At 72.1% G+C, this 23,583-nt stretch carries 24 protein-coding genes; 5 read left to right on the top strand and 19 right to left on the bottom strand.

Going from position 1 to position 23,583, the window contains the following annotated elements:
* Positions 1-32: 32 nt before the first annotated feature.
* Positions 33-2,117 (bottom strand): ThuA domain-containing protein, encoded by a 2,085-nt coding sequence (locus tag ABD785_RS12415; protein WP_344826470.1) that lies wholly within the window; start codon positions 2,115-2,117, stop codon positions 33-35.
* A 56-nt stretch (positions 2,118-2,173) separates the two neighbouring features.
* The gene (locus ABD785_RS12410) at positions 2,174-4,990 is read right to left on the bottom strand and encodes a carbohydrate-binding protein (protein WP_344826467.1); all 2,817 of its coding nucleotides are present in this window, start codon (positions 4,988-4,990) and stop codon (positions 2,174-2,176) included.
* A gap of 424 nt (positions 4,991-5,414) precedes the next feature.
* On the opposite strand from ABD785_RS12410, the gene ABD785_RS12405 reads away from it, so the two are divergent.
* Together ABD785_RS12405 and ABD785_RS12400 are read left to right on the top strand one after the other, a co-directional pair.
* Positions 5,415-5,804 carry a hypothetical protein gene (locus ABD785_RS12405; protein WP_344826464.1) on the top strand — a complete coding sequence of 130 codons (390 nt, stop codon included), beginning with the start codon at positions 5,415-5,417 and terminating at the stop codon, positions 5,802-5,804.
* A 60-nt stretch (positions 5,805-5,864) separates the two neighbouring features.
* Positions 5,865-6,746, top strand: a complete 882-nt coding sequence (locus ABD785_RS12400) for a hypothetical protein (RefSeq protein ID WP_344826461.1) — start codon at positions 5,865-5,867, stop codon at positions 6,744-6,746.
* Here ABD785_RS12400 and ABD785_RS12395 read toward each other — a convergent pair whose 3' ends face one another.
* Entirely contained in the window at positions 6,747-7,391 is a 645-nt protein-coding gene (locus ABD785_RS12395) for a sulfotransferase domain-containing protein (protein WP_344826458.1), read from the bottom strand.
* 298 nt (positions 7,392-7,689) lie between these two features.
* Here ABD785_RS12395 and ABD785_RS12390 point away from each other — a divergent pair, with 298 nt between their 5' ends.
* Complete coding sequence (locus ABD785_RS12390; protein ID WP_344826455.1) at positions 7,690-8,106, top strand: HtaA domain-containing protein; 417 nt, start codon at positions 7,690-7,692, stop codon at positions 8,104-8,106.
* Positions 8,107-8,229: 123 nt separating this feature from the next.
* Here the strand turns inward: ABD785_RS12390 and ABD785_RS12385 are convergent, their stop codons facing one another.
* From ABD785_RS12385 to ABD785_RS12335, 11 genes are all read right to left on the bottom strand, one after another.
* Positions 8,230-8,427 carry a hypothetical protein gene (locus tag ABD785_RS12385; protein WP_344826452.1) on the bottom strand — a complete coding sequence of 66 codons (198 nt, stop codon included), beginning with the start codon at positions 8,425-8,427 and terminating at the stop codon, positions 8,230-8,232.
* Between the two features lie 112 nt (positions 8,428-8,539).
* Entirely contained in the window at positions 8,540-9,316 is a 777-nt protein-coding gene (locus ABD785_RS12380; protein ID WP_344827097.1) for an ABC transporter ATP-binding protein, read from the bottom strand.
* A gap of 40 nt (positions 9,317-9,356) precedes the next feature.
* Positions 9,357-10,139 (bottom strand): ABC transporter permease, encoded by a 783-nt coding sequence (locus ABD785_RS12375; RefSeq protein WP_344826449.1) that lies wholly within the window; start codon positions 10,137-10,139, stop codon positions 9,357-9,359.
* A complete protein-coding gene (locus ABD785_RS12370; RefSeq protein ID WP_344826446.1) occupies positions 10,136-10,966 on the bottom strand; it encodes an ABC transporter permease in 831 nt (276 codons plus the stop codon). Before ABD785_RS12370 ends, ABD785_RS12375 begins: the two co-directional genes overlap by 4 nt.
* Positions 10,963-11,925 carry an ABC transporter substrate-binding protein gene (locus ABD785_RS12365; protein WP_344826443.1) on the bottom strand — a complete coding sequence of 321 codons (963 nt, stop codon included), beginning with the start codon at positions 11,923-11,925 and terminating at the stop codon, positions 10,963-10,965. The genes ABD785_RS12370 and ABD785_RS12365 overlap by 4 nt, the downstream gene beginning before the upstream one ends.
* A gap of 240 nt (positions 11,926-12,165) precedes the next feature.
* Positions 12,166-12,834: a GntR family transcriptional regulator gene (locus ABD785_RS12360; protein WP_344826440.1), complete on the bottom strand. Its 669-nt coding sequence runs from the start codon at positions 12,832-12,834 to the stop codon at positions 12,166-12,168.
* Between the two features lie 68 nt (positions 12,835-12,902).
* Positions 12,903-13,853, bottom strand: a complete 951-nt coding sequence (locus ABD785_RS12355; protein ID WP_344826437.1) for a VOC family protein — start codon at positions 13,851-13,853, stop codon at positions 12,903-12,905.
* A 17-nt stretch (positions 13,854-13,870) separates the two neighbouring features.
* Positions 13,871-14,953, bottom strand: coding sequence for a 4-oxalomesaconate tautomerase (locus ABD785_RS12350; RefSeq protein ID WP_344826434.1), 1,083 nt, complete (start codon positions 14,951-14,953; stop codon positions 13,871-13,873).
* On the bottom strand, positions 14,950-15,738 hold the full coding sequence (locus ABD785_RS12345) for a DUF1932 domain-containing protein (RefSeq protein WP_344826431.1): 789 nt from the start codon (positions 15,736-15,738) through the stop codon (positions 14,950-14,952). Before ABD785_RS12345 ends, ABD785_RS12350 begins: the two co-directional genes overlap by 4 nt.
* On the bottom strand, positions 15,735-16,436 hold the full coding sequence (locus tag ABD785_RS12340; protein ID WP_344826428.1) for a 4-carboxy-4-hydroxy-2-oxoadipate aldolase/oxaloacetate decarboxylase: 702 nt from the start codon (positions 16,434-16,436) through the stop codon (positions 15,735-15,737). Before ABD785_RS12340 ends, ABD785_RS12345 begins: the two co-directional genes overlap by 4 nt.
* 7 nt (positions 16,437-16,443) lie before the next feature.
* A complete protein-coding gene (locus ABD785_RS12335) occupies positions 16,444-17,172 on the bottom strand; it encodes a PIG-L deacetylase family protein (RefSeq protein WP_344826425.1) in 729 nt (242 codons plus the stop codon).
* A gap of 165 nt (positions 17,173-17,337) precedes the next feature.
* Here ABD785_RS12335 and ABD785_RS12330 point away from each other — a divergent pair, with 165 nt between their 5' ends.
* Positions 17,338-18,348 carry an MEDS domain-containing protein gene (locus tag ABD785_RS12330; RefSeq protein ID WP_344826422.1) on the top strand — a complete coding sequence of 337 codons (1,011 nt, stop codon included), beginning with the start codon at positions 17,338-17,340 and terminating at the stop codon, positions 18,346-18,348.
* Positions 18,349-18,514: 166 nt separating this feature from the next.
* On the opposite strand, the gene ABD785_RS12325 is transcribed toward ABD785_RS12330, so the two are convergent.
* Together ABD785_RS12325 and ABD785_RS12320 are read right to left on the bottom strand one after the other, a co-directional pair.
* Positions 18,515-18,721, bottom strand: coding sequence for a hypothetical protein (locus ABD785_RS12325; protein ID WP_344826419.1), 207 nt, complete (start codon positions 18,719-18,721; stop codon positions 18,515-18,517).
* A gap of 99 nt (positions 18,722-18,820) precedes the next feature.
* Positions 18,821-19,993 carry a low temperature requirement protein A gene (locus ABD785_RS12320; RefSeq protein ID WP_344826416.1) on the bottom strand — a complete coding sequence of 391 codons (1,173 nt, stop codon included), beginning with the start codon at positions 19,991-19,993 and terminating at the stop codon, positions 18,821-18,823.
* A gap of 171 nt (positions 19,994-20,164) precedes the next feature.
* On the opposite strand from ABD785_RS12320, the gene ABD785_RS12315 reads away from it, so the two are divergent.
* Positions 20,165-20,551, top strand: a complete 387-nt coding sequence (locus tag ABD785_RS12315) for an NUDIX domain-containing protein (protein ID WP_344826413.1) — start codon at positions 20,165-20,167, stop codon at positions 20,549-20,551.
* A 22-nt stretch (positions 20,552-20,573) separates the two neighbouring features.
* On the opposite strand, the gene ABD785_RS12310 is transcribed toward ABD785_RS12315, so the two are convergent.
* From ABD785_RS12310 to ABD785_RS12300, 3 genes are read right to left on the bottom strand one after another with little or no spacing between them, the layout of a single operon-like run.
* Positions 20,574-21,380: a DUF1295 domain-containing protein gene (locus tag ABD785_RS12310; RefSeq protein ID WP_344826410.1), complete on the bottom strand. Its 807-nt coding sequence runs from the start codon at positions 21,378-21,380 to the stop codon at positions 20,574-20,576.
* Positions 21,377-22,267 (bottom strand): SDR family NAD(P)-dependent oxidoreductase, encoded by an 891-nt coding sequence (locus ABD785_RS12305; protein WP_344826407.1) that lies wholly within the window; start codon positions 22,265-22,267, stop codon positions 21,377-21,379. Before ABD785_RS12305 ends, ABD785_RS12310 begins: the two co-directional genes overlap by 4 nt.
* Positions 22,264-23,472, bottom strand: coding sequence for an acetyl-CoA C-acyltransferase (locus tag ABD785_RS12300; protein ID WP_344826404.1), 1,209 nt, complete (start codon positions 23,470-23,472; stop codon positions 22,264-22,266). The genes ABD785_RS12305 and ABD785_RS12300 overlap by 4 nt, the downstream gene beginning before the upstream one ends.
* Positions 23,473-23,583 lie beyond the last annotated feature (111 nt).

Here is a 23,583-nt window from a genome sequence, read left to right as displayed (position 1 = left end):
CATTCCGGCGGGCCCGTCAGCCCTTCAGCCCGTCAGGGGAGGGTCCACTTCTGGTTGGCGCCGGTGCCGCACGTCCACAGGTGGACCGGCGTGCTGTCGGCCGGGTTGGCTCCGGAGACGTCCAGGCACTTGCCCGAGTTCGGGTTGACCAGGGTGCCTCCGGTCTGGGGGACCCAGTTCTGGGCGCCGGAGCTGTTGCACGTCCAGAGCTGGATCTTGGTGCCGTCGGCCGTGCCCGCGCCCGAGACGTCCAGGCACTTTCCGAGGGCGCGGAGGGTCTGGGCGCTGCGCGTCCAGGTCTGGGCGGCCGAGCCGTTGCAGGTGTAGAGCTGGATCTGGGTGCCGTCGGCGGTGGCCGCCGAGCGGACGTCGAGGCACTTGCCGGCCAGGCCCACGACCCGGCCCTGCCCCGACGGCCGGACGAAGGTGAAGTCGTCGACGTCGAACAGGCCCGCGCCGGTTCCGGTGAAGGTGAGGTAGAGGTTCACCGGGCCGTTCGGCACCCCGGTCAGGCCGGTCGAGACGTCGGCGAAGGTCGACCAGCCGCCGGTGTTGGGCACCGCGACCGTCCCGAGGACCGGGCCGGTCGGCGAGCCGGTCCGCACCTGGACGCTCCCGCCCGCGCCTCCTGAGACGACGCGCGCCCTGAACGTGGCCGCGCCGTCGAGGACGAGGCCGTTGTAGGCGGCCCAGTCGCCCGGGTCGACGTAGCCGAGGGTCTGTCCGTTGTTCGCGCCCGCCTTGGTGAAGGCCTGCACGCCGCTCTGGGCCGAGAACGACTCCGCCTGCACCGTTCCGGTGACGCCGCCGGTCAGCTCCCTGATCCGGATGTCGCGGAAGGAGACGTCGTCGCCCGTCCCGTGGTTCTGGATCCCGACGTACCCCGCGAGGCCGCGGGCCGGGTCGGTGTTCGTGAAGTCGTTGATCCGCACCCCGTTGAGGAACACCTGGAGCCGTTCGCCCTCCACGAGGATCTCGTAGGCGTTCCACTCCCCCGGCGGGTTGAGCGCGGCGTCGCGGGCGGCCAGGTCGGCGCTCTTGAACCCGTAGACCGAGCCGGTGGTCCGGTCGGCGGAGTCGGTCGCGTCGATCTGGATCTCATACCCGGCGGCGACGGCGGAGTTCGGGTCGGACGAGGCGGGGAAGCCGACGAAGACGCCGGAGTTGTCGTCGCCGTCGGCCTTCCAGTCGAGCTTCAGGGAGTAGGAGGTGTACTGGCGGGCCCCGTACCAGAACAGGCCCATGCCGCCGGTGGACCTCAGGGTCGCGTCGGTGGCGGTGAAGCCGCCGGGCCCGGCCTGCGACCAGCCCGCCGCCGAGCCGTCGTACAAGGAGGTGTAGCCGCTCTCGGGGCGGCAGTCGGCCTTGCTGCGCCCGGCCGCGTAGCGGATGCCGCCGAGCAGCACGGCCCGGAACGGCGCCTCGGCGAAGGAGGCCTGGGAGTGCCCGCCGCCGGTGTAGAAGGAACGGCCGCCCTGGTAGGTCTTGCACCAGATGTGCGGATGGTCGGCGCCCATCGACCCGCCCGTGTAGGACGTCTCGTCGAGGGTGGCGAGTACCCGTGCGGTGGAGCGCGGGTTGGTGCGGTAGTCGTACCACTCGTCGGTGCGGGCCCAGGTGCGCGGGAGGGTCGCGGTGGCGGCCGTCCCGCGGTTCTCGACCTTGACGGTGGCCTGCTGGACGGCCGGATGTGAGGAGAAATAGGCGCCGACGAGGTCCCCGTAGAACGGCCAGTCGTACTCGGTGTCGGCGGCGGCGTGGACCCCCACGAACCCGCCTCCGGCCCGGATGTAGCCCTCGAACGCGCTCTGCTGGCCGGCGTTGAGCGCGTCGCCGGTGGTGTTGAGGAAGACGACCGCCTCGTACGGCGCGAGGCCGGTGGAGGTGAAGGCGGCGGCGTCCTCCGTCGCGGTGACGGTGAAGTTCCCCGACGCGCCGAGATCGCGGATCGCCTGGGTGCCCGCGGCGATGGAGTCGTGCCGGAAGCCCGCGGTCTTGGAGAAGACGAGGACGTCGTAGGGGGCGTCGGCGGCGTCCGCGGGGACGGCGCCGCAGAGGCAGCCGAGGGTGACGGCGGCGGCGGTGAGCGCCGCGCGGAGAGGACGGAAACGGATCATGTCTGGAACTCCCTGGAGAGGGAGCGGGGGCGCGCGGCCGCGCCCCCGCCGTCAGGCTAGGTGAGGGTCCACTTCTGGTTGGCGCCGGTGCCGCAGGTCCACAGGTGGACCGGGGTGCTGTCGGCGGGGTCGGCTCCGGAGACGTCCAGGCACTTGCCCGAGGACGGGTTGACCAGGGTGCCGTTGACCTGGGGGACCCAGTTCTGGGCGCCGGAGCCGTTGCAGGTGTAGAGCTGGATCTTCGTGCCGTCGGCGGTGCCCGCACCGGAGACGTCGAGGCACTTGCCGAGGGCACGGAGTGTCCGGCCCTCGCGGTTCCAGCTCTGCGCGCCCGTGCCGTTGCAGGTGTAGAGCTGGATCTGGGTGCCGTCGGCGGTGGCCGCCGAGCGGACGTCCAGGCACTTGCCCGCCAGCCCGGTCACGGGCCCTCCGGTGGTGAAGGTGAAGGAGTCGAGGTCGAACAGCGCCCCGGTCCCGCCCGCGAAGGTGAGGTAGAGGGTCGTCGTCCCAGCGGGGGCGCCGGTGACGGTCCCCGTCACGGTCGTGAAGGTCTCCCAGCTCCCGGTGACCGGGACGGTCGCCGACCCGAGGACGGTGCCGGTCGCCGAGCCCGCCCGGATCTGGAGGGTGCCGCCGGCCCCGCCGGAGGAGACCCGGGCGGTGAAGGACTTCACGTTGCCGAGACGGTAGGGGGTGAAGGAGATCCAGTCGCCGTTCTCGATGTTCCCCACGGTCCTGCCGCCCTCGGCCGCCGCCTTGTCGATCGGGCTGACGCCCGCGGAGGCCTTGAAGTGTTCGGCCTGCCGGTGCCGCGGCTGGAGGATCGCCTGCTTGCGGCTGATCAGGCCCTTGCTGTCGGCGTACTCGGCGTCGAAGACCCCGAAGATGTTGGCGGCGTCGTCATGCTCGCCGTCGACCGGGATCGCGATGGCGCCCGAGCAGCCGCTCTTCGAGGTGATCTGGTGGCCGTGGCTGTCGTGCCCGAGCACGTAGGTCATCTTGGCGCGGGCGCAGTCGACCGCCCCGTCCTCCGGGTCGGAGGCCGTGATCTGGAAGGGGATGACGTCGCCGAAGGAGAACAGCCGGCCGTCGCCGGGTGCGGTGATCGTGACGGTCGGCGCGGTGTTCCCGACCCCGACCATGACACCGGCCGTGCCCGTGGCGCCCGAGGGGTCCCGGACGGTGAGCGTCGCGGTGTAGGTGCCGTTGGCGGTGTAGGTGTGCGAGGGGTTGGCGGCGGTGGAGGTGCCTCCGTCGCCGAACGTCCAGGCGTAGGTGAGGGCGTCGCCGTCGGGGTCGGTGGAGCCCGCCGAGGAGAAGGCCACCGTGAGCGGCGCCTGTCCCGAGCCGGGGACCCCGGAGGCGGCGGCGGTCGGCGCTCGGTTGCCGCCCGCGACGTAGTCGAAGCGGTAGAGGGCGGAGTTGGCGTCGCCGTTGAAGTAGCCCGTGCCGTAGTCCAGCACGTAGAGCGAGCCGTCGGGGCCGAAGGCCGAGTCCATGACCTGCTTGCCGGCCCAGGGGAAGGAGGAGATCTCCCCCGGCGAGCCGTTGGCGGCGACCTGGATCGGCTTGATCCAGCCCCGGCCGAACTCGGTCGCGAAGAACAGGCCGTCGAAGGACTGCGGGAACTTCGACGGGGAGGTGTTCGACGCGCTGTACCGGTAGACCGGGCCCGCCATCGGCGACTCGGAGCCGCCGCCGAACTCGGCCGGGGTGCCCGCGTCGCCGCCGTAGCGGATCCAGGCGGGCTTGGCCGCGGGCAGGGTGGCCAGCCCGGTGTTGCGGAAGGAGTTGTTGGCGGGACCGCCCGCGCAGTTGTACTTGGCGCCGCCGGTGCCCGCGGCGAAGTCCCACTCGGCGTAGGTCTCGGCGGCGGTGTTGGTGCCGGTGCAGTACGGCCAGCCGTAGTTGCCGGGGCCGGTGATCCGGTTGAACTCGACCTGGCCGGCGGGGCCGCGAGCCGCGCTGCTGGAGCCCGCGTCAGGACCGTAGTCGCCCACGTAGACCACGCCGGTGGCCTTGTCGACGCTCATCCGGAACGGGTTGCGGAAGCCCATCGCGTAGATCTCCGGACGGGTCTTCGCGGTGCCGGGGGCGAAGAGGTTGCCCGCCGGGATCGTGTAGCCGCCCGCGCCGTTCACCTTGATCCGCAGGATCTTGCCGCGCAGGTCGTTGGTGTTGCCCGCGCTGCGCTGGGCGTCGTAGGCGGGGTTACGGTCGGTGCGCTCGTCGAGGGGGGCGTACCCGGCGGAGTCGAAGGGGTTGGAGTCGTCGCCCGTCGAGAGGTAGAGGTTCCCGGCGGCGTCGAAGTCGATGTCGCCGCCGACGTGGCAGCACAGGCCGCGGTCGGCGGGCACGTCGAGGACGGTGACCTGGCTGCCGGTGTTGAGGGTGAAGTCGGCGTTGAGGGTGAACCGGGCGAGCCGGTTGACGCCCTGCCAGGCCGTCCAGGACGTCCCGGTGGCGGGGGCGTCCCCCGCGGGGGTCGACAGGGGCGGGGCGTAGTACAGGTAGATCTGCCGGTTGGCGGCGAACCCGGGGTCGACGCCGACGCCCTGGAGACCCTCCTCGTCGTGGGCGTAGACCGGGACCGTGCCGATGACCGTGGTCGTCCCGGCGGCGTCGGTGCGCCGCAGGCTGCCGTCGCGTGCGGTGTGCAGCACCGAGCGGTCGGGGAGCACGGCGAGCGACATGGGCTCGCCGGTCTCGGCGACGCCCCTGGCGAGGGTGACCTGCTGGAAGTCGGCCGCGTTGATGGGGATGGCGGCGGCGCGCCCGGCCGGGACGACGGCCGCGAGCGCCGCGGTCAGCAGCAGGGCCGCGCCCGCCGCTCTCCTGCGCAGGGCGGTACGGAGCGGATCCGTGGACGGCATCGGGGTGGGGTCCTTTCCTGGCGCACGCCCGCCGACCGCGTGAACGAATCCTGCCGTCCCCCTCGGCGTGCCACCGCCGTTCTTCCGGGACGCCGTCACCGTGACACGAGGTTTCGACGCGGTCAAGACCCAGTTCCATCGCCGACGAACCTTCTTATGATCGTTGAGTTAAAACTTCTGCTTGACCGTCGCCATAACCGGTCCTAACATCACGATCATCAGAGGCTGTATCGCCCGCATTGACGGGGCTTCCACCGGGAGCCCGCGCAAAAGCCGTCGCCCGGCCGTCCATGCCCGGTCGCGGGCGCTCGACCCGTCCCCGCCGAGACGGGCCGGGGTCCCGCGAGTGCCACCCGGACGGGTCGGACCCGGGCGGCGGCGACCCGGAGGGGCGGGGCGGACGCGGTGCCGCTACTGTGACCGCATGCTGGCCGTCCATTCCGCCGATATCCGGCTCTTCCTCCACATCCTCGCCGCGACCATCTGGGTCGGCGGGCAGATCACGCTGGGGGCCCTCGTCCCCGCCATCCGCGGCTACGAGGGGGCCACCAAGGCCGCGGCCCGCCGGTTCAACACCGTCGCCTGGCCCGCGTTCGCCGTCCTGTTCGTCACCGGCGTGTGGAACATGCGGGCCGTCGAGCTGTCGGACGAGGCCCAGATGACGCTGAACGTCAAGCTGGGCTTCGTCGTGCTGTCCGGGCTGGCCGCGTTCCTGCACACTCGCGCCACCACCAAGGCGGGCCTGGCGATCTGGGGCGCCACCGGTGCGATCAGCGCCCTGCTGGCCCTCTTCTTCGGCGTCCAGCTCGGCTAGAGCGGGCCGCCGCCAATGACCTAGTATTCAGATGTGGATGCTGGGAAAATTGACGCGCACGTGACCGCCGTCCTGCCTCGCCCCGAGCTCTCCGAGGTCGCCGTCGCTCCGCCGGGCGACGGCGAGGGGTACTGGGCGGGCGCCCCGAGCGCCGTGGAGTCCGGCGGATTCGTCTACCTCGCCTACCGGCTGCGCAGGCCGCTCGGCGAGGGCCGCGGTTACGCGGTCGAGGTCGCCCGGTCGGCCGACGGCGTCCGGTTCGAACCGGTCGTCCGGATCCTCAAGGAGCAGTTCGGGTCGGAGTCGCTGGAGCGTCCCACCCTGGTCCGGACGCCCTCGGGCGTGTGGCGGCTCTACCTGAGCTGCGCCACTCCGGGCACCAAGCACTGGCGGGTCGAGGTCCTCGAGGCCGCGGCGCCGGAGGAGTTCGACGCGCGGGACCGCCGCGTCGTCCTGCCCGGCGACGACAAGGTCGGGGTGAAGGACCCGGTCATCGTCCACCACGAGGGGCTCTGGCACCTGTGGGCCTCCTGCCATCCGCTGGCCGTCGCCGAGGAGGCCGACCAGATGGTGACCGACTACGCCACGAGCGCCGACGGCCTCGAGTGGACCTGGCACGGAACCGCCCTCGACCGGCGCCCCGGCGCCTGGGACTCGCGCGGGGTGCGCGTCAGCGCGGTCCGCTTCACCCCGGACGGCGTCGTCGCCGCCTACGACGGGCGCGCCTCCGCGGCGGAGAACTACGAGGAGCGGACCGGCTTCGCGACCGGCGACGACCCGCGGGCGCTGCGGGCGCTCGACCGCGGGCCGCTCGGCTCACCGCACCGCGGCGGCGGGCTGCGCTACCTCGAGGTGCTCCCCCTGGCCGGCGGCGGCACCCGGCTGTACTACGAGCTGACCCGCCCGGACGGCGCCCACGAGTTGCGCACCGAACTGCGCTGACTACCGGGCGCGGCCGTTGCGGGCCTGGTGCTGTCCGGTGGGACGGCCGCCGACCCGCCCGCCCGAGCTCTCCCTCGGCATGAGCCAGTCGGAGAAGTCCTCGCCGGTGACCGTCTCCAGCAGCTTGACGTCGGACTCGAAGAACGGGAGCAGGGCGCTGCGCTCCTCCCACGTCAGCGGCCGGCGGGCCCGCGCGTTCCGCTGGAGGGCACGTTCCAGCGGAACGGTCGCCCTGGCGTGCAGGGGATGGCCGGGCAGCGCGGAGTCCACGGCGGTGACGACCCGCAGGGCCCGGCCCAGGAGCCGGTGCCTCAGCGTCGGCTCGGGGTGGGCCGTGACGTTCTCGCGCGGCACCGAGGTGACCAGGCCGGTCTCGGCGCCGAGGAAGGCGACGATCCGGTCGAGCGTCTTCTCCGGCTCGTCCAGCAGGTCCTTGTAGCGGAAGACCAGCACCTGCTCGCGGGGGAACAGCGTGTACAGATGCTCCAGCTGCTCGCCGTAACGGCCGAGGCCGACGTAGTGCCAGAACGCCGACCAGCCCGCGTCGATCCGGGACTCCTCCTCGGCGCAGGCGCTGACCACGTCGCCGGCCGGTTCCAGCCCCGCCGACCACAGGTGCGTCCAGTTGGAGTGCGCCCGCTCCACCGGATCGGCGGCCCGTCGGTCAGGAAGAACTTCGGCTCCTTGACCGGCGACATGTACAGGCCGGGATGCCGCGCCAGCGCGCTGTGCAGAGCGGTGGTCCCGGCCTTCGGAGCGCCGATGACCAGGAAGTCCGGAAGTGCCATCGCGCCTCCAGGTGAGCGAAGAACCTTGTTGTTGACCATATCTACCTGATTTACCTGACATATGGCCAGAGAATCGCCCGTACCCCCCTGCTCCCCCGGGGGCCGGAGCGCTAGGGTCGGAGCGACGAATCTGCAGGCACGGCTGGGGAGGGACCATGTCCGACGGCTCACTGGTGTGGGGCGTGAAGAAGAGCTTCCGGGAGTACGTCGAGCACTCCGAGGGCACCATCGCCGCCTCCGGCCAGGCCACCCGGGACGGCGACGCGTTCGTCTTCCCCGCTGCCGGCGAGGCCCTCCGCTTCACCGGGACGGTCGCCTTCGAGGCCCACGGCGGAATGCTCGCCGTCAAGATCACCGACCCGTGGATCGTCGAGGACGAGGAGGGCCTCGCCCTCTCCGTCGCCTCGCCCCACCGGCCGGACACCCGGCTGGTCATCGCCCGGCTGAGCGCTCCGGTGGTCGACGGCGGACGCGCGACCGCGGCGGCCGCCCTCACCTACGAGGGCGTCTCCCTCCTCGGCAACGTCTACTCGGTCAAGGCCGAGCTCGACCCGGTCGTCTATCCCGCCTGACGCCCCGGACGCGGCGGAGCGGGGGGCCGTACGGCCCCCCGCTCCTGTTCCGCGGCAGAAGAAGCACTCGTGCCGCGGATCATCGCCCTTCAGCCGGAGGGAGCGACCCTCCGATGAGGCGACCTACCGACGCTGCTCTTCGCGGTCCTGACGCTCCCGGCGGTCCTGGCGCTGCGGCTCCTTGCGCTGCGGCTGACCGGGACGGCCCTGCTGCGGACGCGGGCGTCCGGCCGGGTTCTGACCCGGGTCGGGCTGCTCGGGCCGCTCTTCGGCCGAACGCGACGCCGGGTACTGGTCCTCGAAGTTATCCCTACCGCTCACCGTTTTCCCCCTTGTTGTGTGGGCGTTGGAACACTCCCTAGCGTGCCCATCCGCACGCCGGTTGTGCCCGCCTGTAGGGCAAAAGCCGTAAAAGTGAATTTTGGCTGACGGCTCAACCTTCACGGCCCGCCTTGGCCTGCTGGACGAGCCTGTAGACATGGGACCTGAGCTCGGCGAAGCGCGGCAGGGAGCGGGTGGTGAGCTGGTCGCGGTCGTCGGGCAGGTCGATGACGACCTCCTCCAGGACGACGGTCGGGGAGTCGGACAGGACGATGACCCGCTGGGCGAGGTAGACCGACTCGTCGATGTCGTGGGTGACGAACAGGACCGTCACCCGCAGCCGCTTCCACAGGGAGCGGACGAGGTCCTCGAGGTCGGCGCGCGTCTGGGCGTCGACGGCGGCGAACGGCTCGTCCATCAGCAGGATGTGCGGCTCGTAGGCGACGGCGCGGGCGATCGCCACGCGCTGCTGCATCCCGCCCGAGAGCTGCCACGGGTGGGCGTCCCCGACCTCGGCGAGACCGACGGCCGCCAGCGCCTCCTCGACGAGGTGCCGCCGCTTCGCCCTGGGGATCCGCTTCTCCTTCAGCGGCAGCTCCACGTTCTGCCGCACGGTCATCCACGGGAACAGGCTGCGGCCGTACTCCTGGAAGACGACGGCCATGCCCGGCGGCGGGCCGGTGACCCGCTCGCCTTCGAGCGTCACCTCCCCCGCGGTGCAGTTCAGCAGCCCCGCCGTGCAGCGCAGCAGGGTCGTCTTGCCCGCGCCCGAAGGACCGACGATGCAGACGAGCTCGCCCGTCCCGACGGTGAAGGTGAGGTCGCGGATCGCCTCGACCCTGCGTCCCCTCCCGTCGTAGACCTTCCTCAGCCCCCGGACGTCCAGCATCGTGCCGGACGTCCGGGACCCGGTGTCCGTGGTCGTCATCTCAACCCTCTCGCTGTGCTCTGCGCTGACCCGTGTACCAACTCAGCACCCGGGCCTCCAGCGCGTGGAAGGCCAGCGACAGCACGATGCCGATCAGGCCGAGCATGATGATCCCGGTCCACATCTGCGGGATCGCGAAGCTCCGCTGGAACTGGATCACGGTGAAACCGATGCCGTCGCTGGCGGCGAACATCTCGCTGATGACCATCAGGATGATCCCGATGGACAGCGCCTGCCGGGCGCCCGCGAAGATGCGCGGTCCCGCCCCCGGCAGCACCAGGTGGATGATGCGCGCGTGCGGGCGCAGGCGGTAGCAGCGGGCGGTGTCCCGCAGGACCTCGTCGACGGACCGCACGCCCTCGACGGTGTTCAGCAGCACCGGCCAGAGACAGCCGGAGACGATGACCAGGACCTTCATGCCGTTCCCGATCCCGGCGAACAGCATCAGGATCGGCACCAGCACCGGCGGCGGGATCGCCCGGAAGAACTCCATGACGGGCTCCACCAGCCCGCGCAGCGTACGGAACGAGCCGATCGCGACGCCGAGGCCCACGCCCAGGACCAGTGCGACCAGATAGCCGGCCAGCAGCCGGGCCAGGCTGGGGAGGACGTCGGCGGTGAAGCGCCCGGTGAACCAGGTCTCGCCGAACGTCCCGAGGATGTCGCTGAGCGGCGGCCAGAAGAAGTCGGTGCTGTCCTCGGTCGCCGCCCACCAGGCCCCGGCCAGCACCGCGGGCAGGGCGAGCAGCAGCACGAGTCTCCGGGCGAGCGCGAGCGGCCTCATGCGACCGCATCCGAGCGGACCGAGGGATGCCAGCGCAACGCGCGGCGCTCGGTGGCCCGCGCGACCGTGTTGACGGCCACGCCGATCAGCCCGACCACGATGACCAGCGCGTACATCGAGGCGACCGCCCCTGAGGTCTGGGCGACCGCGATCTCGCGGCCGAGCCCGGGCGACCCGATGACGAGCTCGCCGGTGACCTCGAGGATCAGCGCGACGGCGGCGCCCAGCCGGAACCCGGTCATGACGTAGGGCAGCGCGGTCGGCCAGATGACGGTGCGGACCCGGGTCAGCGGGCGGAACCGGTAGGAGCGCGCGGTCTCGCGGGCGACCGGGTCGACGTCCCTGACCCCGTACAGGACCTGGACGAGCACCTGCCAGAACGAGGCGTAGACGACCAGCACGAGCGTCGAGCGCATCCCGGTGCCGAACAGCAGGACGGCCAGCGGGATCAGCGCCACCGAGGGGATGGGGCGCAGGAACTCGATCGTCGAGGCGGTGGCCTCCCGCAGCAGCGGGATCCCGCCGATCAGGATCCCCAGCAGCACTCCGGCGGCCATCGCGGCCGTGAGGCCTATTGCCCAGCCGCGCAGCGTCTCCGCCAGGGACCGCCAGAACTGCTCCGTCGCGGCCTGGTCGGCGAGCGCCGTGACCATGGCGCTGAACGGGGGCAGGTACCGCTCGTCCACGAGGCCCGTCCGGGGTGCCAGCTCCAGCGCGGCCACCAGGGTCGCGAGGCCGGTGAGCCCGAGGGCCCAGGCGGGCGGGGGGCGGTGACGGCGTCCGCCCGCGTCGAGGCCCGGCGCGTCCGCCGTCACCGCCGCCGTCACGGCAGCAGCCCGGCGACGTCCGGAGCGGTGGTGACCAGGCCGTCCTGCTGGGCGAGCCCCGCGAGGGTCTTCAGCGCCTCGCCGTTGACCTCGGCGGGGAAGGTCGGCAGGGTGAGCGCTCCGGTCAACGCCGGATCGATCTTGGTGTAGGTCAGCAGGATCTTGCGGACCGCGTCGGGGTTGTCCGTGGCGTACTTCAGCGACTTCTGCATGGCGGCCGAGAACTTCTTGACCAGCTCGGGCTTGGCGGCGGCGGTCTTCTCCGAGGTGAAGTAGCCGGCGATGGTGAGCTTCGGCGCGGTGTCGACGTAGTTGGAGGCGATCAGCCGGCCGCCGCCCTTGAGCGCGGTGGCGAGGAAGGGCTCGACGACCTGGACGGCGTCGACGTTGCCCTTGTCCAGGGCGGCGAGCATGTCGGGGAAGGCCAGCTCGGTGAACTTGACGCTCTTGGGGTCGCCGCCGGCGGCCCGGATCGAGGCCCGGACGGTGGTGTCGTTGATGTTGTTCAGCGTGTTGACCGCGACCCGCTTGCCCGCGAGGTCCTTGGCCGACTTCAGCGGGCTGCCGGCCTTGACGACCACGCCGCCGAAGTCCTTGCCCGCGACCCCGGTGGAGCCGGCGCCGGGCGCGACGACCTTGAGCGGCAGTCCCTTGGAGCGAGCGATGATCAGCGAGGTGAAGTTGCTGAACCCGAAGTCGTTCTGGCCGGAGGCCACGGCGGGGACGATCGCGGCGCCGCCCTGGGCGGGCACGAGCTCCGGCTTCAGTCCCTGCTCGGCGAAGAACCCCTGCTGGACGCCGAGGTAGATCGGGGCCACGTCGACGATCGGGATGACGCCGACCTTCACCGGCGTGAGCCCGCCGGACTCCTTCGGGGTGGCCTCTCCTCCTTCCCCGCCACCGCAGGCGGCGAGGAGCAGAAGGGAGGCGGCGGCGAGGGCCGCTCGGATCTTGAACACGGTGCGACTCCAGGACGTCTGTCGGGGGGTGGGTGGGGTGACGTCGGCACGGACCGCGACCCAGGGGAGCACCGCCGGCCTGTGCGCCGACTCTATGAATCGCCAACGCGATTGTCAACGATTTGCAAGCCAAGTGATGCGCCAAAGATGTTCGCACTTGATCGCCCGTTTCCGGGAACGCCGAAGAGGGCCATCGGCTTTCCGCCGGGCCCTGAACAGCAGGGACGTGCTACCGCCCGGTCACCACGGTGCCGGCACCGCCGGCTCGGCGTGCGGCTTCGCGAAGGCCGAGATCTGGCTGATCACGTCGTCGAGGTGCGCGCGCATCGCGGCCTCCGCCGCCTCGGGGTCGCGCGCGACGATCGCGTCGACGATCCTTTCGTGCTGGCCGAGGGAGACCAGGGACCGGCCGGGCTGGAGCGACAGCCGGAACTGGTGGCGGACGATCTGACCCTGCAGCCGGGACAGGATCGTGCGGGCCGTGGTCTGGCCCGCGATCTCCTGGACGAGGGCGTGCAGCGACGCGTTCAGGTTCGAGTAGGCCAGCGGATCGTGCGCGGCGACCTTCTCCCGCATGGCCGCCTTGATCTCCAGCAGCCGCTCGGCCTGCTCGGGCGTCACGCGCTCGGCCGCCTTGGCCGCGAGCAGGCCCTCGAGCGCCCTCCGCACCTCGGTGATCTCAACGGCCTCCGCGGTGGAGATGGTGCGGACCCGGGCGCCCTTGTTGCGCTGCACCTCGACGAGACCGTCCGCGACGAGCTCGCGCAGCGCCTGGCGCACGGTCGCGCGGCTGACGTCGTAGAGCTCGCAGAGTTCGGACTCCACCAGACGCTGCCCCGCGGCGAACCGGCCGTCCAGGACCGAGCGGCGGATCTTCGCGACCAGATCCTGCGGATCGCCCGTGGCCATGGTCTTCCTCTCGCTGCGCCGATCCGGCCCCCCGGATCGTGGCGGAAATCGTCAACATTATAGATCCGTCAGATCACAGGGGTGCCGTGCGTGTGGAAGGACTCAATGGTCTTCAGGCCCCACGCCTGCCCCTTGGCGCGCTCGGCCTGCGTCCAGGTGACGACCTCCCAGTCGGGGGCGAGGACCAGCCGGGCGCCCGCGTTGCACAGCTCGATCCGGTTGCCGCCCGGCTCCCAAACGTAGAGGAAGAAGGTCTGCTGGATGGCGTGCTTGTGCGGGCCGGTCTCGATGTGGACGCCCGCCTCGAGGAAGACGTCGGCGGCCCGCAGGATGTCCTCGCGGGTGTCGGTCGCGAACGCCACGTGGTGCAGCCGCCCGCGCGCACCGAGCCAGTCGGAGGTGTAGACGAGGTCGTAGGACTTGTCGGAGACCGAGTACCAGATCGCGGCGGTCTCCCCCGCGTCGGTGACGATCCGCTCGGTGGCCCGGGCGCCCAGCACGTCCGCCACGAAGGAGGACACGGACGGCACGTCGGCGGCGAGGTAGTTCACGTGATCGAGGCGCCGGACGTTGGCGCCCCTGCCGGGGAAGGCCGACGCCTGGTTCTTCAGCGACGGCCGGTGCTCGGCGGGCGCGACGTACCGCTCCGTCTCGTAGTACAGGCCCATGTCGTGGCCGTCGGGATCGGTGAACAGATAGACGGGGCCGAGGCCGAACTCCTTCTCGCTCCATCCCCCGCCGAGCCCCGCCGCCTCGATCGCCGCGATCCGCCGCTCCAGTGCCTGCGGGCTCGACGTCCGCAGGTAGGTGCGGCCGACCCCGGCGCTCTCCCGGGCGGTGATCTTGATGGTGTAGGCCTCGTAGTCGTCCCAGGAGTGCAGGTAGATCGAGCCGCCCTCCCGGTGGACCTCCTTCAGCGCCATCAGGTCGACGAAGAAGTCGCGGGTCCGCTCGGGTACGGGGGTGAACAGCTCGACCGATCCGACATGGGCGATGTCGCGGAAGGCTTCGGACTGCATGGATACTCCTCAGGTCGTCACAGGGCACGGCGCGGCCAGACCGTGCCGTCGAAGAGCTTGCGGGCGGTGCGCACCACGCCGGACCGGTGGACGCGCAGGTCCGCCCCCTCCCCCGACACCTCGACCGCGGTGTCGAAGAAGCCGGTCGGATGCTCGATGCGGAGCGTTTCCCCCGGTGCGGGCGGCACCGCGACCGCGGCGGCCACCGAGCCCTCCACCAGGACGGCGGTGGCCACGGAGACCGCGCCCAGCACCCCGATCGAGGCGTGGACACGGTGCGGGATGAAGGTCCTGGTCGCGATCGTTCCGCCGGAGCGCGCCGCGGCCACCAGGGTCATCTTGGGCACGGTGGTGGTCCGCACGTCGCCCAGGCCCATGAGCTCGCCCGCGCGCAGCCGGATCCCCTCCACCTTCGCCTTCACCGGGGCGGCGGCCTCCAGCTCGGCCGGTGACTCGTGGCCGGTCAGGCCGAGGGCGTCCGCGGCGATGATCACAACGGGCATGCCGTTGTCGACGCAGGTGACCTCCACCCCGCCGATCGCGTCGCGCACCGATCCGGTGGGCAGCAGGCGGCCGCAGGTGGAGCCCTCGGTGCCCGCGAAGTCGAGGGTCACGGGCGCGGCCGGGAACGGGACGCCCGAGATGAGGGTGTCCCCCGCGTAGTTCACCCGGCCGCCCCGGGTGCCGACGGTCGCGGTGGCCAGCCCGCCGCCGTTGAGGATGCGGACGCGCACCCGCGTGCTGTCGCCGCGGACGGGGACCAGGCCGCGTTCGATGCCGAACGGCGCGACGCCCGCCAGGAGGTTGCCGCAGGTCTGCCGCGCGGAGACCCCGGCCTCGCCGACCATGATCTGGAGGAACAGGTAGTCGAGGTCGGCCTCGCCGTCCGCCGGCCTCGAGACGATCGCGACCTTGCTGGTCAGCGGGTGGCCGCCGCCGATCCCGTCGATCTGCCGGTCGTCGGGCGAGCCCATCAGGCGCAGCAGGAGGTCGTCGCGGACGTCCGGGTCGGCGGGCAGGTCCTCCGCGAGGAAGTAGGCGCCCTTGGAGGTGCCGCCGCGCATCAGCGTGCAGCGGATCCCCTCGTCCTCCGCGCTCATCGCGCGGCTCGCGGGAGGCCCCGGGCGGAGACGGACCTGAGGACCTCGGCGGTCGCCGCGGCCATCGTCCCCGGCTCCCCCGCGGATCTGGCCATCGCCGTGGCCGCCTCCATCTCGGCGACCCGCCGGACGCTGTGCGCCGCCGTGCCGTCGAGGAGCCTGGCGACCGTGGCGGCGTCCAGGTCGGCCAGGGCGCCGACCACGTGGTCGTGGCACCACGCGCCGAGCCCCTCTGCCTCCGCCACCCGGAGCGACTCCACCAGCAGGGCGGTCAGGCCCTTCACCACGATGCTGCGCAGGAGCTTGCGGGCGGCGGCCTCGCCGACGGGGCCGTCGAGCGCGGTGACGTCCATCCCGCAGCCGGTGAGCAGGTCCGCGGCGGGCGCGGCGGCCGGTCCCGCCACCAGGACGGGCGTCCTCAGCAGCAGCCGGAGCACGGGAGCCATCAGGACGCCCTCGGCGAAGAGCAGCCCGTGCGCGGCCGCGGTGCCGGCGAGATCGCGTTTGAGGCCGGGGCCTCCGGTCGACCAGTCGAGGTAGAGGGCTCCGTCGGCGGTGTGGCCGAGGGCCGACTCCAGGGCGCCGGGGGCGTCGGCGGCGGCCGTCAGGGCGATGACCACTCCGGCTCCAGCTGCCGCCGCCGCGGGCGTCGCCGTCGTGGTGAATCCGGCGGGACGGCCGTCCCAGAGCGGGTCGAAGCCGGTGACCCTGACGTGCCCGGCGAGGCCCGCGGCGATCGCGTGCCCGGCCTCGCCGAGCCCGAGCAGGGCGACGTGCGGCCTCACGCCCCGTCCTCCGGAAGCTCGTCGACGTAGCGGACGCCCAGCCGGGTCAGCAGGTCGCGCAGCCCGTACAGGTCGAGGCCGAGGACCCCGGAGGAGAAGGCCTCGCGCTTGTCCTCCTCGGCGGCGATCCGCGCACGGGCCCTCTCCAGCACTCCGGGGGCCGATCGCGCGGGCAGGCACAGGACGCCGTCGTCGTCGGCGATCACGACGTCGCCCGGCCGCACGGCGCTCCCGCCGCAGACGACCGGCACGTTGACCGACCCGGGGCTCGCCTTGACGGTCCCCTGCGCGCAGACGGCCCGCGCCCAGACGGGGAAGCCCATCTCCCGCAGCGCCGCGATGTCGCGCACCCCCGCGGCGGTCACGAGGCCGGCCACCCCGCGGGCGAGCAGCGACGTGGCGAGCAGGTCTCCGAACATCCCGTCGGCCGAGGGCGAGGTCGTGGTCACCACCAGGACGTCGCCCGGCTCGCACATCTCGACCGCCGCGTGGATCATCAGGTTGTCCCCCGGCGGGCAGGAGACCGTGACCGCGGGTCCGGCGATCACCGCGCCCTCCTGGCGGGGGGCGATCTCGGGTGAGACCAGTCCCGTCCGGCCCGCCGCCTCGTGCACGGTGGCCACCCCGGCCTCGCGCAGCCCGGCGACGACCGCCGGATCGGGGCGCGTCACCTTCCGTACGACGTAGTGCCCGCTCATCGTTCTCCTAGGCCAGCTCGGTGGTGACCTGCGGGTAGACCCGCTGGTAGGCCTCGGCGAAGGTCTCGGCGGGCAGCCCCAGGTTGGGTCCGCTGTTGCGCTTGGCCTGCACCCCGCGGCGCCGGCCGAGATCGCTGTAGTACTCCACCAGATGCCCCTGCGCGCCCATGATCTGCATGGCGGCGAGCTTGCGCTCCCACACCGGGGTGATGTCCAGCAGGACGTCCGGCGTGAAGTCGCAGACCTCCGGCTGGTGCGGTTCGAAGCAGAAGACCGGAGGGGCGCCGATGACCTCGCCGCCGGGGATCCCGGCCGCCTGGGCGAGGATCCGCGTCCTGCGGGCGATCTCACCGGCGACGGGATGGTCGATGTTGTAGGGGTCTGCGGGCGCGTGCGTCAGCACCACCGACGGCCGCACCTCCCGGTAGAGGGCCACCAGCGCCTCGGTCAGCTCCGGCGTCTCCACCAGCGGGTAGTCGCCCGCGTCGAAGAAGAGGGCCTCGCCGCCGAGCGCGGCGGCCGCCTTCTCCCCCTCCTCCCTCCGGACCGCCTTGACCTCGTCGAGGCCGAGGCCACCGCGCCACAGGCTCGCGGATTCCCCGCGCTCTCCGAAGCTGAGGCAGGCGATCACGGCCCGCCTGCCGTCCCGGGCGGCCAGGGCGATCGCGCCTCCCGCGCGCCAGACGAAATCTCCCGGATGAGCGGTGATGACCAGCAGGGGGCCCTTGGTCGGCATGACCGTCCTTTTCCTCCGGTGGACACGAATCCGCGACGCGATTCGCTACGAGATTGTCAACAATATGGCAACCATCATCACGGCCGCAACCCCTCCACCTACGTGCGCGAAGGCGGGGAACAGTGGCATGATGACGGCGGTGTCCGGCTGAAGGGTGGCAAGGCGATGGGTGCAGGCCCCGGCACGGGCGCCCTGATCTCCGCCCTGGAACGCTGCCGCGCCGAGCCCGTCCAGGCCCCGGCCACCGGGCCCTTCTCCCACGTCCTGTCCGCCTACCGGACCGAGGCGGAGTTCCTCGCCCTGGCCGGTCGGTTCGTCGCCGACGGACGGCGAGCCGGTGAGACCGTCGCGGTCGCCGCCACTCCCGGGCGGCTGGCCGCTCTGACGGCCGGTCTGGGCGCCGCCGAGGCCGCGATGGTCATCACGATCGACCTGCAGACGGTGAGCAACCCCGGCTCCCTCCTGCCCACGCAGATCCTTCCCCTGCTGGCCGCCGAGACCCGCGGTTCCGGCGCGTCCCCGCCGCGGCTGCGGATCCTGCACGACGCCTCCTGGACGGGCCAGCGCGCCGAGGCCTGCGGCCGGTTCGAAGCCCTCGCCAACCTCGCCCTCGGTGCCCTGCCCATGTCCCTGGTCTGCCTGTACGCCGAGGGCAGCGACGACACGACGCAGGAGCACGCGGTCAGGACCCATCCGGTCGTCCTGGACTCCGGCAGGCACTGCGCCAACCTCGACTACGACGCCGCCTGGATCAGCACCGCCCGCGCCAGGCCCCTGTCGCCGCCGCCCGCCGCGGACCTCGTCCTGCGGATGGACTTCGACCAGGCCACCCAGCACCTCACCCGCGCCCTGACCCTCAAGGCCGCCGCGGACTGGGGCCTCCCGGTGGAACGCGCCCTGGACGCCGAGCTCATCGTCAACGAGCTCACCGCCAACAGCCTCGAGCACGGCGGCGGCCACGGCCTCCTTCAGCTCTGGCGCGACGACCGCGACCGGATGATGGTCTGCCAGGTCAGCGACCACGGCCATCTCACCGACCATCTCGCCGGGCAGCTCTCGGTGGGGCTGTCGACCGACGGCGGGCGCGGGCTCTTCCTCATCCACACGCTCGCCGACGTCGTGCTCATCCACACCGCCCCCGGCGACACCGTCATCCGCGCCTGCCTCGCCCTCTGAGGACGTCCGGACTCCGTCAAGATCGCGCCTGGGTTGTTACGGACCGTCCTCGGCGGGCACGGAGAGCGGACGAGTTCGGACAGGGGAGTCTCATGGACGCGATCACGCTGTTGAAGGACGACCACAAGGCGGTCGAGAAGCTCTTCAAGAAGTTCGAGAAGGCCGGCTACGACCGGGCCGGCTCGGCGGCCGCGGACTCGACCGAGCGGGCGCTGACATCGCCCCGCTCGGCGTGGCCCATCGCGGTGACGGCCTGGGCGCGGGTGTAGCGGCCCGAGCACCAGGACAGCACCCAGCTGCCGTCGGACATCGCCTTCGCCGCCTGCTTGCACCGGTCGCTGGTGATCCAGTCGCTGCTGATCTGGAGTGTCATGCTCCGCCTTCCGTCGGTGCGGCCCGGACCTCCACCGAACCACTGGAAGTGCACTCCATGCCCGCAATCACCCGAAAGATGCGATTTCGGGGGTGTCCGTCAGTGGCCGGGAGTGCGTCCGAAGGTGCCGATGGCGGGGGTGGTCGAGCGCCGCATGCGCCTGAGATCCTCGGCGATGGCCGCGCCCGCCATGATGAGCGGGATCGCGACCAGCTGGCCGACCGCGACCACGTGGGCCAGGGGGATCGTCGCCAGGATCGCGAGGGCGGCGAGGGTCCGGTGCAACGCGCCGTCGAGGCCGAGAATGCGCAGGAACCAGGCGTGGCCGAGCAGGAACAGCGCGGCCCCCGCGGCGAGGACGGTCGCCGGGCCCCAGCCGAGCGGGTCGAAGGCGTGGCCGACCGTCTTCTTGATCCCCGCGGACAGCAGGATGATCCCCAGCAGCAGCGGATAGTGGGCGTAGCCCCACCCGCGCAGGGCCGTCACCGCCCTGCGCCCCGGGTCGGCGATGGCCTCCAGGGCGTGCTCGGACCGCGCGTCGTTGAGGGAGAAGTACGCCCACCACAGGTAGTAGGCGATCGTCAGGCCGAGCAGCGCGATCATGATCACGCCGAGGTCGACGGCCATCCCCTCGAACCCCATGCCGATCGCCACGATGGACTCCCCGATGGCGACGATCACCACGAGCCCGTGCCGCTCGACGAAGTGCCCGGCCACGATCGTGTGGGCCTCCATCCGGTGCAGATAGGGCGTCGCGATCTGCAGCGCGAGCGCGGCGCCCCACAGCGCGTACCGCGGCCACCCCGGGATCAGCCCGCCTGCCAGGACGAGCAGCGCCGAGGCGAGGTTGAGCGGGCCGAGACCGCGCATCGCCCGGCCGATCCCCTCGCCCCCCGACCACAGCATCAGCCCGGTGTGCACCAGGTTGACGACCAGGTAGCCGACGCCGAACGCCCACCCCGAGTCCCCGAACGCCTCGGGGACGGCCAGCGCGATGACGAGGAACCCGCCCATCCCCGTCAGCAGCAGCGTCCGCCGCACCGAGCTGTCGGGCGCGAGCGCGTTCGTCAGCCACGCGTAGCCGCCGTACATCCACCAGATGATCCCGAGCATCAACGTCACCCGCACGACCGCGAGCCCGTCCAGATGATGCACCAGCGACCGCGTCAGCTGCGTCGCCGTGAACACGAACACCAGATCGAAGAACAGCTCGAGCGTCGACACCCGGATCGAGGACCCGGCCTCACCCTCGACGCCCCCAGACTCACTCATAGCGGGAGCTTAGTGACATTCCATTCCCGCCGTGCGCGTGAACGTTAGGGTCGGGGGGTGCCTGTGAGAAATGCGCATTGTTCGTACTGCGGGGCGGCTTTTCCGGTGGGGCTGGGGTGGCCTCGGACCTGCGGGGGGTGCGGGAACACCAGTTTCGTCAATCCGCTGCCGGTGGCGGTGCTGCTGGTGCCCGTCGACGGGGGGCTGCTGACGGTGCGGCGGGGGATCTCGCCGGGGCTCGGGGAGCTGGCGCTGCCGGGCGGGTTCATCGACGTCGGGGAGACGTGGCAGGAGGCCGCGGTGCGGGAGCTGCGGGAGGAGAGCGGGGTCGTGCTCGACGCCGGCGGGGTCCGGCTCTTCGACGTGCACAGCGCGCCGGACGGGACCGTGCTGGTGTTCGGGGCGGTGGACGAGGTCGCCTCGAAGGACCTGCCGGAGTTCGCGCCCACCGACGAGACCACCGAACGTGTCGTCATCGACGGGCCGAGGGACCTGGCGTTCCCGCTCCAGACGCTCGCGGCGCGGAACTTCTTCGCCAGGCCCCAGGGCCCTACCTGAAGACGGTCAGGTGGTCGGACCGTCAGGCGGTCCGGCGGGGCGGCCGGGGAAAGAAGCCGCTGGTACGGGCCACGTAGGCGGCGTACTCGGGGCCGCGGCGGCGGGACATGCCGCGCTCCAGGAGGGCCTTGCCGCTCTTGTTGACGAGCATGTGCGTCATGAGCAGCGGGCCGACGACCGTGATCAGGCCGGACCAGTGGGCGCAGGCGATGAGGAACAGACCCCACCAGACGGTCGCGTCGCCGAAGTAGTTCGGGTGGCGGGTCCAGGCCCACAGTCCGCTGTCGAGCAGGGCGCCGCGGTTGGCCGGGTCGGACTTGAAACGGGACAGCTGCCAGTCGCCGATGGCCTCGAAGGCGATGCCGACGAGCCAGAGCGCGGCGCCCAGCCAGACCAGGAGCGTCAGCCCGCCGGTCTGGTACATCGCGAACTGGACGGGCAGCGACACGACCCACATCACCCAGCCCTGCGCCCAGTAGATGTTCTTGAGCACGAACGGGACGACCGGGCCGGTGTTGCGCCGCATCAGCGCCGCGTACCTGGGGTCCTCGCCCTGGCCGCGGTTGCGGGCGTGGATGTAGAGGCCGAGGCGCAGGCCCCAGATCGCGGTGAGCGCGAGGACCAGGACGCGGCGGCCGGTGAGGCCCTCGCCCTGGAGGCCGGAGACCACGAACGTCACGGCCGCGATCACGACGAAGCCGAGGCCCCAGATCGTGTCGACGACGCTCTGGGTGCCGGTCCTCAGCGCGTAGGCCATGGTCGCGAGCATGGTGACCGCGACGGCCAGCGCCGAGACGGCGAGGTTGATCAGCAGGGGGGCGGTGTTCACGCGGTCAGCTCCTGAGCGAAGTCCAGGAAGCCGTCCTGGGCGTGGAGGTATTCGTGGGCGGTTCCGGCGCGGCTGGCCGCCACCGCGGTGGCGAGCCCGGCCGGGTCGACGGGACCCTCGAGGGGGACGGTCCCCCACTCGACGGACGTCGCGACGCGCAGCCCGCCGCCGGCGGCGACGAGGACCTGCCCGTTGAGGGTGGAGCGCGGATCGCAGAGCGCGGCGACGATCGGGGCGACCGCGCCGGGGTCCATGACCTCGCGGTAGGCCGGGTTCATCCCGCCGTCGGTCATCTGGGTGAGGGCGTAGGGCAGCAGCACGTTGGCGAAGACCCCGCGGGAAGCGCCCTCGACGGCGATGGTCTTGCCGAGCGCGATGATCGCGCCCTTGCTGGCGGCGTAGGCCGAGACGGTCGGCTCGCCGTGCAGCCCCGCCGTGGAGGCGACGAGGACGATCCGGCCGTGCCGCTGCTCGCGCATGACGGCTGCGCACGCCGAGGCGATCTGCGACGTGCCGAGCACGTTGGTCCTGATCACCTCGCCGAAGCCCTCGGGGGTGGCCTTGTGGAACATGGCCGGGCTGCTGATCGCCGCGCTGGTGACACAGGCGTCGATCCGCCCCCAGGTGTCGAGGGCCAGCTTGACCAGGCGCTGGGCGGTCTGCGGGTCGGCGACGTCCCCGTGTTCGGCGACGGCCTCACCGCCCGCCGCGACGATCTCCGCGACGACGTGGTCGGCGGGACCGAGGCCCTGGTCGTCCACGATCCGGTTGCGGTTGTTGACCACGAGCCGGGCGCCGCGCGCGGCGAGGTCGAGGGCGAAGGAGCGGCCGAGTCCCCGGCCTCCTCCGCTGATCACGACGACCTGCCCCTCCAGCGAGGTGCTCATGCGGGGATCCTTTCGATGAGGACGGCGACGCCGAGCCCGGCGGCGCCGGAGACCGCGGCGACGCCGTAGCGGCCCTCGCGGCGTTCCAGCTCCTCGACGCATCCGCCGACCATGATCGCCCCGGTGGCTCCGAAGGCGTGGCCCATGGCGATGGTGCCGCCGTTGGGGTTGAGCCGGTCGGGCCCGGCGCCGAGGTCGCGGCGGAACTTCAGGCAGAGGGCCGAGAACGCCTCGGCGAACTCGAAGACGTCGATGTCGGCGGGGGTGAGCCCGGCCTTGGCGATCACGGCCTCGACGGCGTGCTGCCCGGCGGTCAGCATGATCACCGGGTCGGTCGAGCAGGTGGCCGAGGCGAGGATGCGGGCACGCGGGCGAAGCCCGGTCGCCCGCGCGCCCGCCTCGTCACCGATCAGCAGCAGCGCCGCGGCGTCGGCCATGGCCGGAGACGAGCCGACGGTGTGCAGGTGATCGATGCGGTCGAGATGGCGGTGGGCGGCGAGCGCGATGGCGTCCTGGCCGTCGGCGCCCATGCCGGCGAAGGCGGGCGGCATCTTGGCCAGGCCCTCCAGGGAGGTCCCGGGCCTGACCAGCTCGTCGCGGGCGAAGACCGAGCCGTCGGGCAGCTCGATCGGCACGATCTCGTTGGCGAAGGCCCCCCTGGCCCAGGCCTCCGCCGCCTTGGAGTGGGTCTCGACGGCGTAGGCGTCGAGCTCCTCGCGCTTCCAGCCGTCGAGGGTGGCGTTCAGGTCGGCGGCGATGCCCATGTGGACGGCGCCGATCTTCCGGACGGTGGCCGGATCGCAGTACAGCGGCCCGTTGTCGCTGAACATCGGGACCCGGGACACGCTCTCGACCCCGCCGGCGACGGCGAGCCCGAGGTCTCCGCCCCTGATGCGGGCGGCGGTCTGGCCCACCGCGTCCACGCCGGAGGCGCAGAACCGGTTGATCGACACTCCGGGGACCGCTTCGCCCCAGCCGGCCAGCAGGTTGGCGGTCCGGGCGGGGTTGGCTCCCTGCTCGCCGCTCTGCGTGGCGCAGCCGATCGTCACGTCGTCGACCCGGGCCGGGTCGAGCCCGGTGCGCTCGACGAGCGCCCGCTGCAGCCGGACCAGCAGCTCGACCGGGGTGAACCCGTGCAGGGACCCGCGCGGCGAGCCCTTGCCCCGAGCGGTGCGCACATAGTCCAGAACCAGGGCTTCGGCCATGCGACGGCTCCCCTCCTCCTCGATTACTCTTATAAATGTAGTGTCGCTGTCCAGCCAGAGCAAGACCCATTTCACTCAGGATTCCGGCTCTGTACTGTGCTTTGATGATTC

The sequence above is a fragment of the Actinocorallia longicatena genome, from assembly GCF_039534125.1.
Lineage (GTDB): Bacteria > Actinomycetota > Actinomycetes > Streptosporangiales > Streptosporangiaceae > Actinocorallia > Actinocorallia longicatena.
The sequence above is the reverse complement of the archived record's forward strand: the minus strand, read 5'-3'. Positions and strand labels throughout refer to the sequence as shown.